This window comes from Pseudomonas mangrovi, from assembly GCF_003052585.1.
In the GTDB taxonomy this organism is placed as follows: Bacteria; Pseudomonadota; Gammaproteobacteria; order Pseudomonadales; family Pseudomonadaceae; genus Aquipseudomonas; species Aquipseudomonas mangrovi.
The window spans coordinates 334601-347085 of record NZ_QASN01000017.1 but is presented as its reverse complement, the minus strand read 5'-3'; the positions used below and the strand labels follow the sequence as shown (position 1 = coordinate 347085).

The following is a 12485-nucleotide window of genomic DNA, read 5'->3' as shown; positions in this document are numbered from 1 at the left end:
TTCCATGGCCGCGAAGAAACGAGGTCTGGGCCGAGGCCTGGATGCCCTTCTCGGAGGTACCAGTGTTGGTGCCCTGGAACAGGAAGCCGTGCAGGCCGACAGCCGCGAATTGCAATATCTGCCGTTGGATCTGATCCAGCGTGGCAAGTACCAGCCGCGCCGTGACATGGATCCCACCGCCCTCGAGGAACTGGCCCAGTCCATCAGGTCCCAGGGTGTGATGCAGCCGATCGTGGTGCGGCCCATCGGCGGTGGTCGCTACGAAATCGTCGCCGGTGAGCGACGCTGGCGGGCCAGCCAGCAGGCTGGCGTGGATACGATTCCGGCGATGGTTCGGGATCTTCCCGACGAAGCCGCCATCGCCATGGCGCTGATCGAGAATATCCAGCGCGAGGATCTCAACCCGATCGAGGAAGCCACTGCACTGCAGCGCCTGCAGCAGGAATTCCAGCTGACCCAGCAGCAGGTCGCCGAGGCGGTCGGCAAATCACGGGTCACCATCACCAACCTGCTGCGCCTGATCGCGCTGCCCGAGGAAGTGAAGACACTGCTCTCGCATGGTGATCTGGAGATGGGTCATGCACGTGCGTTGCTCGGTCTCCCGGCCGAACAGCAGATTGAAGGGGCGCGACACGTTGTCGCACGCGGTCTGACCGTGCGTCAGACCGAGGCCCTGGTGCGGCAGTGGCTGGCCGGCAAGGAAAAGCCCGCCGCCGCGGTAAAGGCCGATCCGGACATCTCGCGCCTGGAGCAGAAGCTCGCAGAGCGTCTGGGCTCGCCAGTACAGATTCGCCATGGCCAGAAGGGCAAGGGTCAGCTGGTAATCCGCTACAACTCGCTGGACGAATTGCAGGGCGTGCTCGCGCACATCCGTTGAAACACATTCGTTACGGTCGAGGCCGCAGGAAATGCGGGCCTGGCTGTTGAACAGGGGGGGAAGCCCACCTATACTCGCCGCGCCTTTTTAATCGGCGGCATAGCCTGCGACTATCGATGCGCGGCTGACAGGATTCTCGGTGAATATTCGCAACAGGACACCGCTGCATCGCTTGCCGATTTTTCATGTGATACGTGTTCAGGCGTTGATGGTGGTTGTCGTCACGCTGGTTTGCGGCGTGCTGTTCGGGCGCGTCGCCGGATATTCGGGGCTGCTCGGCAGCCTGATCGCCCTGCTGGCGAACGTGTTCTTTGCGTCCAAGGCCTTTCGTTATTTTGGCGCACGTTCCAGCAAGGCCATCGTCCAGTCGCTCTGGTCCGGTGCCATGGGCAAACAGATTCTGACAGCAGCGCTATTTGCGCTGGTGTTCGTGGGAGTCAAACCGCTGCAGCCGGTTGCGTTGTTCGCCGGTTACCTGCTGGTCCTGGGGACTGGCGCGAGCGGCCTTCTGCTGATGAAAAAAAATCCGAAGCATTGAGCATTTGAGGCGTTTATGGCGAACACTCCAGCTGAATATATCCAGCACCACCTGCAGAACCTGACCTTCGGTAATCACCCGGAGAAAGGCTGGGTCATCGCGCAGACGCCGCAGGAAGCCAGCGAGATGGGCTTCATGGCGCTGCACATCGATACGCTTGGCTGGTCGGTGTTCATGGGTCTGATCTTTCTCATGGTGTTCCGCATGGCGGCCAAGGGCGCCACCACCGGCGTACCGGGCAAGCTGCAGAACGTAGTCGAGATGTGCGTCGAGTTCGTCGAGGGAGTGGTCAAGGACACCTTCCACGGCCGCAATCCGGTGATCGCCCCGCTGGCCCTGACGATCTTCGTCTGGATCTTCCTGATGAACAGCTTGAAGTGGATCCCGGTCGACTACATCCCGGGCATCGCCACCCTGCTGGGCGCGCCGGCGTTCAAGATCGTCCCGACCGCCGACCCGAACGGTACCTTCGGTCTGTCGCTCGGCGTGTTCATCCTGATCCTGTTCTACAGCGTCAAGGTCAAGGGCCTGGGCGGCTTCAGCAAGGAGCTGGCCTTCACCCCCTTCAACCACTGGTCGCTGGTTCCGTTCAACCTGTTCCTCGAGATCCTCGGCCTGCTGACCAAGCCGCTGTCTCTGGCACTGCGACTGTTCGGCAACATGTATGCCGGTGAAGTGGTGTTCATCCTGATTGCGCTGCTGCCGTTCTACGTGCAGTGGACCCTGAATGTGCCCTGGGCGATCTTCCACATCCTGGTGATCCCGCTGCAGGCCTTCATCTTCATGGTACTGACGGTGGTGTATCTCAGTTCCGCACATGAAGACCATCACTAACCAGTGCAAAAACCCTTTAACCGAAAAACCTTAACCTTTAGCTTCAGGAGCTTTACATGGAACTCGTCATCATCGCCGCCTCCATCATGATCGGTCTGGGTGCTCTGGGCACCGGCATCGGCTTCGCCCTGCTGGGCGGCAAGCTGCTGGAGTCCACCGCTCGTCAACCGGAGCTGGCTCCCCAGCTGCAGACCAAGACCTTCCTGATGGCCGGTCTGCTCGACGCCGTACCGATGATCGGTGTTGGTATCGCCATGTACCTCATCTTCGTTGTCGCCCCCAGCGTCGCTTAATCCGCTGGTTTCTCCGGGCGGCGCCGCGTCTGCGGCTGCCGCCCGTTGCAATCACTGTGAGACAACGAAATAGCATGAGGTAGATCAGTGAACATTAATCTGACGCTGTTCGGTCAAACGTTCGCCTTCGCTATTTTCGTCTGGTTCTGCATGAAGTTCGTATGGCCGCCCATTACCAAGGCCATGCAGGAGCGCCAGAAGAAAATTGCCGAGGGGCTGGACGCCGCTGGCCGTGCGCAACAAGACCTGAAACTGGCTCAGGAGAAGGTGTCCAACACCCTCCGCGAGACCAAGGACCAGGCTGCCCAGATTCTCGAGCAGGCGAACAAGCACGCCAACTCGATCGTCGAGGAAGCCAAGCTGCAAGCGCGCGCCGAAGGCGAGCGACTGATTGCCAGCGCCCGTTCCGAAATCGAACAGGAAGTGAACCGTGCCAAGGATCAGCTTCGTGCTCAGGTAGCGGCTCTGGCCGTGCTGGGCGCCGAGAAGATTCTGGAGTCCCAGGTGGACGCCAAGGTACATAGCGATCTGGTCGAAAAACTGGCCTCCCAACTCTAAGCGAGGCGAGCGATGATCAATACCCAGACGCTTGCTCGGCCTTACGCGAAAGCCGCTTTCGAGTTCGCCAGTGCGGCGGGAACGACCGCTTCCTGGTCTTCCATGCTCAACCTGGCGGCCGTTGCCGTCGAGGTGCCGGAAGTCGACGCGCTGTTGAAAGATCCGCGCCTGACCAGCGAAAGCAAGGTCCAGGCCGTGGTTCGTCTGTTCGGCAGCGACATCGATGAAGCTTTCCGCAACTTCGTCCTGACCCTTGGCGAGAATGATCGCCTGGATGTCCTGCCGACGGTGCGCGTGCTTTTCGAAGAGCTCAAGGCCGAGGCTGAAAAGACCGTCGATGCACAGGTCGAAACGGCTTTCGAGCTTGGCTCCGAGCAATTGAATACCTTGGCTGCCGCCCTTTCCAAGCGGCTAGATCGCACCGTCAAAGTACAGCAGGTGGTCAACCCTGCGCTGATCGGTGGTGTGGTCATTCGCGCCGGCGATGTGGTTGTCGACGGTTCGGTCCGCGGCAAACTGAGCCAGTTGGCCGAATCGTTGAAATCCTGATTTGAGGGTCATGGCATGCAGCAACTGAATCCTTCCGAAATAAGTGAAATCATCAAGCAGCGCATCGAGAAATCCGATGTGACTGCCCAAGCCCGCAATGAGGGCACCGTCGTTTCCGTTTCCGACGGCATCGTGCGTATCTATGGTCTGGCCGACGTGATGTACGGCGAAATGATCGAGTTCCCCGGTGGCGTCTACGGCATGGCGCTGAACCTGGAGCAGGACTCCGTCGGCGCCGTGGTGCTGGGCAACTACCTGACCTTGAAAGAGGGCATGAGCGCCAAGTGCACCGGCCGAATCCTGGAAGTACCGGTTGGTCCGGAACTGCTGGGTCGTGTGGTCGATGCCCTGGGCAACCCGATCGATGGCAAGGGCCCGGTTAACGCGACCGCTACCGACGCCGTTGAGAAAGTCGCACCCGGCGTGATCTGGCGTAAGTCGGTCGACCAGCCGGTGCAGACCGGCTACAAGTCGGTCGACGCCATGATCCCGGTAGGCCGTGGCCAGCGCGAGCTGATCATCGGTGACCGCCAGATCGGCAAGACCGCGATGGCCATCGACGCCATCATCAACCAGAAAGACAGCGGCATTAAGTGCGTCTACGTGGCCATCGGTCAGAAGCAGTCGACCATCGCCAACGTGGTGCGCAAGCTCGAAGAGCACGGCGCCCTGTCCAACACCATCGTGGTTGCCGCTTCGGCGTCCGAGTCGGCTGCGCTGCAGTTCCTCGCGCCCTACTCCGGCTGCACCATGGGCGAGTACTTCCGTGACCGCGGCGAAGACGCACTGATCGTCTATGACGATCTTTCCAAGCAGGCCGTTGCCTACCGCCAGATCTCCCTGCTGCTGCGCCGTCCGCCGGGCCGCGAAGCCTACCCGGGCGACGTGTTCTATCTCCACAGCCGTCTGCTGGAGCGTGCATCGCGCGTTTCCGAAGAGTACGTCGAGAAGTTCACCAATGGCGCGGTGACCGGCAAGACTGGTTCGCTGACTGCTCTGCCGATCATCGAAACCCAGGCGGGTGACGTTTCCGCGTTCGTTCCGACCAACGTGATCTCGATCACCGACGGTCAGATCTTCCTGGAATCCTCGATGTTCAACTCGGGCCTGCGTCCGGCGGTCAACGCCGGTATCTCGGTATCCCGCGTCGGTGGTGCCGCTCAGACCAAGATCATCAAGAAGCTTTCCGGTGGCATCCGTACCGCTCTGGCTCAGTACCGTGAACTGGCGGCTTTCGCCCAGTTCGCTTCCGACCTGGACGAAGCCACCCGCAAGCAGCTCGAGCATGGTCAGCGCGTTACTGAGCTGATGAAGCAGAAGCAGTACGCGCCGATGTCCATCGCCGAGATGGCCGTCTCTCTGTACGCTGCCGAGCGTGGCTTCCTGACCGACGTTGAAGTGTCCAAGGTGGGCGCTTTCGAGGCCGCTCTGATCGCTTACTTCAAACGCGAACAAGCTGATCTGCTGGCCAAGATCAACGTCAAGGGCGACTTTAACGACGACATCGACGCGGCTCTCAAGGCCGGTATCGAAGCGTTCAAAGCCACCCAGTCCTGGTAAGCCGCAGCGGGGGCCCTTGGGTCCCCGCCTGCTAACCCCGATAGGTGTCAAATGGCAGGCGCAAAAGAGATTCGCAGCAAGATTGCGAGCATCAAGAGCACGCAGAAGATCACCAGCGCCATGGAAAAGGTGGCGGTCAGCAAGATGCGCAGGGCTCAACAGCGCATGACAGCCAGCCGTCCCTACGCGGAGCGGATCCGTCAGGTAATTGGGCATCTGTCCAATGCCAATCCTGAGTACCGCCACGCGTTCATGGTCGAGCGCCCGGTCAAGCGCGTCGGATACATCGTCGTATCCTCCGATCGCGGACTGTGCGGTGGCTTGAACACCAACCTGTTCAAGACCCTGATCAAGGACATGAAGCAGTTCCACGACCAGAAGGTCGAGGCGGAGCTTTGCGTGATCGGCAGCAAGGGTGCGAGCTTTTTCCGCAGCACCGGCGGCAACGTGGTTGCAGCCATCAGCGGTCTTGGCGAGAGCCCGTCGATCAATGATCTGATCGGCAGCGTCAAGGTCATGCTCGATGCTTTCAACAGCGGCCGTATCGACCGTCTGTACGTGGTGTCGAACAAGTTCATCAACACCATGACCCAGAAGCCGACCCTGGACCAGTTGCTGCCGCTCACTTCGGCAGTCGGTCAGGAAGCGGGCGTGAAGAAGGGTCTGTGGGACTACATCTACGAGCCGGACGCCCAGCAGCTGCTGGATGATCTGCTGGTTCGCTTCATCGAGTCCCAGGTCTACCAGGCCGTGGTCGAGAACAGTGCAGCTGAACAGGCCGCGCGGATGATCGCCATGAAGAGCGCGACCGACAACGCCGGCGAGCTCATCAAGGAGCTGCAGCTGGTGTACAACAAGGCTCGCCAGGCTGCGATCACGCAGGAAATTTCGGAAATCGTCGGCGGCGCTGCCGCGGTTTAAGAACGGTTCAAATATTCAGAGGAACCAAAGATGAGTAGCGGACGCATCGTTCAAATCATCGGCGCCGTCATCGACGTGGAATTTCCGCGCGATCAGGTCCCGAACGTCTATGACGCGCTGAAAGTTCAAGGCGCGGAAACCACCCTGGAAGTCCAGCAGCAGCTGGGCGACGGCATCGTTCGCGCGATCGCCATGGGTTCCACCGAAGGCCTCAAGCGTGGCCTCGACGTCGCCAACACGGGCGCGGCGATTGCCGTACCGGTTGGCGCCGGCACCCTGGGCCGGATCATGAACGTCCTCGGCGAGCCGATCGACGAAGCCGGTCCGGTTGCCTGCGAAGAGAAGTGGGGCATCCACCGCGCGGCGCCGACCTATGCCGAACAGGCTGGCGGCACCGATCTGCTGGAAACCGGCATCAAGGTCATCGACCTGGTCTGCCCCTTCGCCAAAGGCGGCAAGGTTGGCCTGTTCGGCGGCGCCGGCGTGGGCAAGACCGTCAACATGATGGAACTGATCAACAACATCGCCAAGGCGCACAGCGGTCTGTCCGTGTTCGCCGGTGTCGGTGAGCGTACTCGTGAAGGTAACGACTTCTATCACGAGATGAAGGACTCCAACGTTCTCGACAAGGTAGCGATGGTCTACGGTCAGATGAACGAGCCGCCAGGCAACCGTCTGCGCGTGGCACTGACCGGCCTGACCATGGCCGAGAAGTTCCGCGAAGAAGGCAAGGACGTTCTGCTGTTCATCGACAACATCTACCGCTACACCCTCGCCGGTACCGAAGTGTCCGCGCTGCTGGGTCGTATGCCGTCCGCGGTGGGCTACCAGCCGACCCTGGCCGAAGAGATGGGTGTTCTGCAGGAACGCATCACCTCCACCAAGACCGGCTCGATCACCTCGATCCAGGCCGTCTACGTTCCCGCGGATGACCTCACCGACCCGAGCCCGGCGACCACCTTCGCCCACCTCGATGCGACCGTGGTTCTGTCCCGTGACATCGCTTCCCTGGGTATCTACCCGGCCGTCGACCCGCTGGATTCCACCAGCCGTTCGCTGGACCCGCTGGTAGTTGGCCAGGAGCACTACGACACCACCCGTGGCGTCCAGTACGTGCTGCAGCGCTACAAGGAACTGAAGGACATCATCGCGATCCTGGGTATGGACGAGCTGTCCGAGCAGGACAAGCAACTGGTGGCTCGCGCGCGTAAGATCCAGCGCTTCCTGTCCCAGCCGTTCCACGTGGCCGAAGTCTTCACTGGCGCCCCGGGCAAGTACGTTTCGCTGAAGGAAACCATCCGTGGCTTCCAGGGCATCCTCAATGGCGACTACGATCACCTGCCGGAGCAGGCGTTCTACATGGTCGGCTCCATTGACGAAGCCGTCGAGAAAGCGAGCAAGCTGTAATTGGCTGCGCCTGGTGACAGGCGTTCCCTGATGGTGGGAGCTTGCTCCCACCGGATTACGACCGAGGCATGAGAATGGCTATGTCAGTCCATTGCGACATCGTCAGCGCGGAGGAGGAACTCTTCTCCGGCCTGGTGGAAATGGTCATCGCCCACGGTCACCAAGGTGACCTGGGTATCCTGCCCAATCACGCGCCCCTGCTCAGCAGTCTCAAGCCGGGCCCGGTACGCGTGATCAAGCAGGGTGGTAGCGAGGAAATCTTCTACATTTCCGGCGGCTTCATCGAAGTGCAGCCGAACACTGTGAAGGTTCTGGCCGATACGGCCACCCGCGCCAAGGATCTGGACGAAGCCGCAGCTCAGGAGGCCGTCAAGGCCGCCGAGAAGGCCCTGAGCGAACAGGGTGCGGAATTCGACTACGGTTCCACCGCTGCCCGCCTGGCTGAGGCAGTCGCCCAGCTGCGGACCATCGGCGAAATGCGCAAGAAGTTCGGTCGCGGCTGATCCCATCGGATCGCCGTGGGCGACTTCATCGCACGCGAGTAAAAGGGTAGCCTTGGCTACCCTTTTTCTTTTTCCGGATTTAATCAGGATCCCGTCCGCAGCCGTGGGCGGTGTTCTGCGTTGCAACAGGGAAGAGGCAGCGTACGCGCTGCCGGCGGGCACGCCGATGCCGGCCGGACGCGTGGCTGCCGTCAACGGTTCGTCAGTTCGTAAAGGAATCCTCATGTCACTCGATATCGTCATTCTTGCCGCGGGCCAGGGCACCCGCATGCGCTCGGCCCTGCCGAAGGTGCTGCATCCGGTCGCCGGCCGTTCGATGCTCGCGCATGTCATCGACACGGCGCGCAGTCTGTCCCCGCAGAGCATCCAGGTGGTGATCGGTCATGGCGCGGACAAGGTTCGCGAGCGTCTGGCGGCGGACGATCTCAACTTCGTGATCCAGGCCGAACAGCTGGGTACCGGCCATGCCGTCGCCCAGGCCCTGCCGCAGCTGACGGCAGAAAAGGTGCTGATCCTTTACGGCGACGTGCCGCTGATCCAGAGCGCGACCCTGCAGGGCCTGCTGGGCAAGGTCAGCGATCGCCAGCTCGGCCTGCTTACCGTCGAACTCGCCGACCCCACCGGCTACGGACGCATCCTGCGTGATGCCGGCGGCCAGGTGCAGGCGATCATCGAACACAAGGATGCCAGCGAGGCGCAGCGCGCCATCCGTGAAGGCAACACCGGCATCCTCGCCGTTCCAGGCGCGCGTCTGGCCGACTGGCTCGGCCGGTTGTCGAACAGCAACGCCCAGGGCGAGTACTACCTGACCGACGTGATCGCCATGGCGGTGGCCGACGGTCTGGTGGTGGACACCGCCCAGGCCGGCGACGAGATGGAGGTGCTCGGCGCCAACGACCGTATCCAGCTGGCCCAGCTCGAGCGGCACTACCAGCAGCGTGCGGCGCGCAGCCTGATGGCCCAGGGCGTCACCCTGCTGGACCCGGCGCGCTTCGATCAGCGCGGTGAAGTGCTGGTTGGTCGCGACGTGCTGATCGACGTCAACGTGATCCTCGAAGGCCGAGTGGTGATCGAGGATGGCGTGTCCATCGGGCCGAACTGCGTGATCAAGGACAGCACCCTGCGCGCCGGTGCGGTGGTCAAGGCCAACAGTCACCTGGATGGCGCCGAGCTGGGCGCCGGAGCCGATTGCGGTCCCTTCGCCCGCTTGCGTCCGGGCAGCGTGCTGGGCGCCCAGGCGCATGTCGGCAACTTCGTCGAGCTGAAGAATGCCGTGCTGGGCGAGGGCGCTAAGGCCGGTCATCTGAGCTATCTGGGCGATGCCGAGATTGGCGCGCGCAGCAACATTGGCGCCGGCACCATCACCTGCAACTACGACGGCGCCAACAAGTCGCGCACGGTCATGGGTGAGGACGTGTTTATCGGCTCCAACAGCTCGCTGGTCGCGCCGCTGACCTTGGGCGATGGCGCCACCACCGGCGCAGGCTCTACCGTCACCGCCGATGTGCCCGCCAGCACGCTGGCGGTTGGCCGAGCCAAGCAGCGCAATATCGAAGGCTGGAAAAGGCCGGTGAAGAAAAAGCCCTGAGCCGGTGGTAGGCGCTTGGAAAGCACAACGCCGCAGGCTGCGCCGGAAACCTTGTCGGGTGGAGGGCGTCGGCCATCCTCCTCCGACGATGATCGTCGCCAGCGGCAGAGTTTCCCGTGGAATGGCGTCCAGCTTGCAGCTTCCAGTGGCTTTATGTTTTGATTCGCGACCTTAAATTTCGAATCGAAACTTAATAGATGTCGAAGCGCAACACACCGCAACGTCGCCACGCCATCCTCGCGCTGCTCTCCGAGCAGGGCGAGGTCAGCGTGGATGCGCTTGCAAAGCGCTTTGCCACCTCGGAAGTGACCATTCGCAAGGATCTTGCAGCGCTGGAAAAGAACGGCCTGCTGCTGCGTCGCTACGGCGGTGCGGTGCCGCTGCCGCAAGAGCTGATCGCCGACGAAGCGCCGCAATCACTCTCGCCCTGGAAACAGGCCATCGCCAGCGCCGCGGTGGGCTGTATCCGCGAACACGCGCGGATCATCATCGACAGCGGTACCACCACCGCGGCGATGATCCCGCGCCTTGGGCCGACCCCCGGCCTGCTGGTGATGACCAATTCGCTCAACGTCGCCAACGCATTGCGTGAGCTGGAGCACGAGCCGGTGCTGCTGATGACCGGCGGCACCTGGGACCCGCACTCTGAATCCTTCCAGGGCCAGGTCGCCGAACAGGTGCTGCGCTCCTACGATTTCGACCAGCTGTTCATCGGTGCCGACGGCATCGACCTGGAACGCGGTACCACCACCTTCAACGAACTGCTCGGTCTGTCGCGTGTGATGGCCGAGGTCGCCCGTGAAGTGATAGTGCTGGCCGAGGCCGACAAGATCGGCCGGCGCATTCCGAACCTGGAGCTGCCCTGGAGTAGCATCCATACCCTGATTACCGACGAGCGCCTCGACGAAGCGGCGCGTGATCTGATTCTTGCGCGGGGCGTTCGCCTGATCTGCGCGCGGATCCAACCCTCCAAGGAGTAGTGAACATGTGTGGCATCGTAGGTGCAGTCGCCGAGCGCAATATCACGCCGATTCTGGTCGAGGGGCTCAAGCGCCTCGAATACCGTGGCTATGACAGTGCCGGGGTGGCGTTGGTCGAGGCCGATGGCCGCCTGCAGCGTTGCCGCCGCAATGGCAAGGTCGCCGAGCTTGAGCAGGCGCTGGGCCAGGCGCCGCTGAACGGCCGCCTGGGCATCGCCCATACCCGCTGGGCCACCCACGGCGCGCCCTGCGAGCGCAATGCCCACCCGCATTTTTCCGGCGGCGAGCTGGCGGTGGTGCACAACGGCATCATCGAAAACCATGAAGCCCTGCGCACCCGCCTCCAGGCCCTGGGCTACGTGTTCACCTCGGATACCGACACCGAAGTCATCGTCCATCTGCTGCACCACAAGCTGGACAGCCTGGGTGACCTCACCGCCGCGCTCAAGGCGACCATCCCCGAACTGCATGGTGCCTATGGCCTGGCGGTGATCAGTGCGCGCCAGCCGGATCGCATCCTCGCTGCGCGCAGCGGCAGCCCACTGGTGATCGGCCTGGGCATGGGCGAGAACTTCCTCGCCTCCGACCAGTTGGCGCTGCGCCAGGTCACCGACCGCTTTGTCTACCTGGAAGAGGGCGACATTGCGGAAATACGCCGCGATGCTCTGCAGATCTGGGACGTCAACGGCGCCGAAGTCCAGCGTGAGGCAGTGCAGTACCACGAAGGTGCCGAAGCCGCCGACAAGGGTGAGTACCGGCACTTCATGCTCAAGGAGATCCACGAGCAGCCGGCAGTGGTGCAGCGTGCCCTGGAAGGCCGGCTGCGCGATGACCAGGTGCTGGTCGAGGCTTTCGGCCCCCAGGCGGCTGCGCTGTTCGCCAAGGTGCGCAATGTACAGATCGTCGCCTGCGGCACCAGCTATCACGCCGGCATGGTCGCGCGTTACTGGCTCGAGGAGCTGGCCGGCATTCCCTGCCAGGTCGAGGTCGCCAGCGAATTCCGTTACCGCAAGGTGGTGGTGCAACCGGACACTCTGTTCGTCAGCATCTCCCAGTCCGGTGAGACGGCGGACACCCTGGCGGCGCTGCGCAACGCCAAGCTGATGCAGCGTGGCTACCTGGGCAGCCTGGCGATCTGCAACGTCGCCACCAGCTCGCTGGTGCGCGAGTCCGACCTGACCCTGCTGACCCAGGCCGGTCCGGAAATCGGCGTGGCCTCGACCAAGGCCTTCACTACCCAGCTGGTTGGCCTGATGCTGCTGACCCTGTCGATCGGCCAGGTGCAGGGCAACCTGGGTCGCGCCAGCGAAGCCGAGCTGGTTGCCGAACTGCGCCGGTTGCCGATGCGTCTGGCCGAGTCGCTGGCGATGGACCGGGAAATCGAGAAACTCTCCGAGCGCTTCACCGAGAAACACCACACCCTGTTCCTCGGCCGTGGCGCGCAGTATCCGGTGGCCATGGAAGGGGCGCTCAAGCTCAAGGAAATCTCCTACATCCATGCCGAGGCCTATCCGGCCGGCGAGCTCAAGCATGGCCCGCTGGCGCTGGTGGATGGCGACATGCCGGTAGTTACGGTGGCGCCGAACAACGAGCTGCTGGAGAAGCTCAAGTCGAATCTGCAGGAAGTGCGCGCACGCGGTGGCGAGCTGATCGTCTTCGCGGACCGTGAAGCCGGGTTCGAGAATGGCGAGGGCACGCAGGTGGTGAACATGCCGCATATTCACGATGCACTGGCGCCGATCCTCTACACCATTCCGCTGCAGCTGCTCTCCTATCACGTAGCGGTGCTGCGCGGCACCGATGTCGACCAGCCGCGCAACCTGGCGAAGTCGGTCACCGTGGAATAAACGCGGCAAGGTCAGGGTTCTTTTTACCGC

The 12485-nt window shown here is 62.4% G+C and carries 13 protein-coding genes; all 13 read left to right on the top strand.

Annotated features, from left to right (window positions below; genetic code table 11):
* Positions 1-4 precede the first annotated feature (4 nt).
* The 13 genes from DBO85_RS10550 (at position 5) to glmS (ending at position 12455) form a co-directional block, all read left to right on the top strand.
* Positions 5-877 carry a ParB/RepB/Spo0J family partition protein gene (locus DBO85_RS10550; protein ID WP_108107217.1) on the top strand — a complete coding sequence of 291 codons (873 nt, stop codon included), beginning with the start codon at positions 5-7 and terminating at the stop codon, positions 875-877.
* Between the two features lie 139 nt (positions 878-1016).
* The gene (locus DBO85_RS10545) at positions 1017-1415 is read left to right on the top strand and encodes a F0F1 ATP synthase subunit I (protein WP_108107216.1); all 399 of its coding nucleotides are present in this window, start codon (positions 1017-1019) and stop codon (positions 1413-1415) included.
* Between the two features lie 15 nt (positions 1416-1430).
* Positions 1431-2249 (top strand): F0F1 ATP synthase subunit A, encoded by an 819-nt coding sequence (gene atpB / locus DBO85_RS10540; RefSeq protein WP_108107215.1) that lies wholly within the window; start codon positions 1431-1433, stop codon positions 2247-2249.
* A gap of 56 nt (positions 2250-2305) precedes the next feature.
* Positions 2306-2542 (top strand): F0F1 ATP synthase subunit C, encoded by a 237-nt coding sequence (atpE, locus tag DBO85_RS10535; protein WP_108107214.1) that lies wholly within the window; start codon positions 2306-2308, stop codon positions 2540-2542.
* A gap of 87 nt (positions 2543-2629) precedes the next feature.
* On the top strand, positions 2630-3100 hold the full coding sequence (locus DBO85_RS10530) for a F0F1 ATP synthase subunit B (protein ID WP_108107213.1): 471 nt from the start codon (positions 2630-2632) through the stop codon (positions 3098-3100).
* 12 nt (positions 3101-3112) lie between these two features.
* A complete protein-coding gene (locus DBO85_RS10525) occupies positions 3113-3649 on the top strand; it encodes a F0F1 ATP synthase subunit delta (protein ID WP_108107212.1) in 537 nt (178 codons plus the stop codon).
* 15 nt (positions 3650-3664) lie between these two features.
* Complete coding sequence (atpA, locus tag DBO85_RS10520) at positions 3665-5209, top strand: F0F1 ATP synthase subunit alpha (protein ID WP_108107211.1); 1545 nt, start codon at positions 3665-3667, stop codon at positions 5207-5209.
* Positions 5210-5260: 51 nt separating this feature from the next.
* Positions 5261-6130 carry a F0F1 ATP synthase subunit gamma gene (atpG, locus tag DBO85_RS10515; protein ID WP_108107210.1) on the top strand — a complete coding sequence of 290 codons (870 nt, stop codon included), beginning with the start codon at positions 5261-5263 and terminating at the stop codon, positions 6128-6130.
* A gap of 30 nt (positions 6131-6160) precedes the next feature.
* Positions 6161-7537, top strand: coding sequence for a F0F1 ATP synthase subunit beta (gene atpD, locus DBO85_RS10510; protein ID WP_108107209.1), 1377 nt, complete (start codon positions 6161-6163; stop codon positions 7535-7537).
* 74 nt (positions 7538-7611) lie between these two features.
* The gene (locus DBO85_RS10505; RefSeq protein ID WP_108107208.1) at positions 7612-8040 is read left to right on the top strand and encodes a F0F1 ATP synthase subunit epsilon; all 429 of its coding nucleotides are present in this window, start codon (positions 7612-7614) and stop codon (positions 8038-8040) included.
* A 223-nt stretch (positions 8041-8263) separates the two neighbouring features.
* The gene (glmU, locus tag DBO85_RS10500; protein WP_108107207.1) at positions 8264-9628 is read left to right on the top strand and encodes a bifunctional UDP-N-acetylglucosamine diphosphorylase/glucosamine-1-phosphate N-acetyltransferase GlmU; all 1365 of its coding nucleotides are present in this window, start codon (positions 8264-8266) and stop codon (positions 9626-9628) included.
* Positions 9629-9825: 197 nt separating this feature from the next.
* The gene (locus DBO85_RS10495) at positions 9826-10608 is read left to right on the top strand and encodes a DeoR/GlpR family DNA-binding transcription regulator (protein ID WP_108107206.1); all 783 of its coding nucleotides are present in this window, start codon (positions 9826-9828) and stop codon (positions 10606-10608) included.
* Between the two features lie 5 nt (positions 10609-10613).
* Positions 10614-12455 (top strand): glutamine--fructose-6-phosphate transaminase (isomerizing), encoded by a 1842-nt coding sequence (gene glmS / locus DBO85_RS10490; RefSeq protein WP_108107205.1) that lies wholly within the window; start codon positions 10614-10616, stop codon positions 12453-12455.
* Positions 12456-12485: the final 30 nt, after the last annotated feature.

What these genes read in the sequence shown, in the direction of transcription:
- DBO85_RS10550 (WP_108107217.1), top strand. Translation starts at nt 5, where the DNA reads ATGGCCGCGAAGAAACGAGGTCTGGGCCGAGGCCTGGATGCCCTTCTC.
- atpB (WP_108107215.1), top strand. Translation starts at nt 1,431, where the DNA reads ATGGCGAACACTCCAGCTGAATATATCCAGCACCACCTGCAGAACCTG.
- atpE (WP_108107214.1), top strand. Translation starts at nt 2,306, where the DNA reads ATGGAACTCGTCATCATCGCCGCCTCCATCATGATCGGTCTGGGTGCT.
- DBO85_RS10525 (WP_108107212.1), top strand. Translation starts at nt 3,113, where the DNA reads ATGATCAATACCCAGACGCTTGCTCGGCCTTACGCGAAAGCCGCTTTC.
- atpA (WP_108107211.1), top strand. Translation starts at nt 3,665, where the DNA reads ATGCAGCAACTGAATCCTTCCGAAATAAGTGAAATCATCAAGCAGCGC.
- atpG (WP_108107210.1), top strand. Translation starts at nt 5,261, where the DNA reads ATGGCAGGCGCAAAAGAGATTCGCAGCAAGATTGCGAGCATCAAGAGC.
- atpD (WP_108107209.1), top strand. Translation starts at nt 6,161, where the DNA reads ATGAGTAGCGGACGCATCGTTCAAATCATCGGCGCCGTCATCGACGTG.
- DBO85_RS10505 (WP_108107208.1), top strand. Translation starts at nt 7,612, where the DNA reads ATGGCTATGTCAGTCCATTGCGACATCGTCAGCGCGGAGGAGGAACTC.
- glmU (WP_108107207.1), top strand. Translation starts at nt 8,264, where the DNA reads ATGTCACTCGATATCGTCATTCTTGCCGCGGGCCAGGGCACCCGCATG.
- DBO85_RS10495 (WP_108107206.1), top strand. Translation starts at nt 9,826, where the DNA reads ATGTCGAAGCGCAACACACCGCAACGTCGCCACGCCATCCTCGCGCTG.
- glmS (WP_108107205.1), top strand. Translation starts at nt 10,614, where the DNA reads ATGTGTGGCATCGTAGGTGCAGTCGCCGAGCGCAATATCACGCCGATT.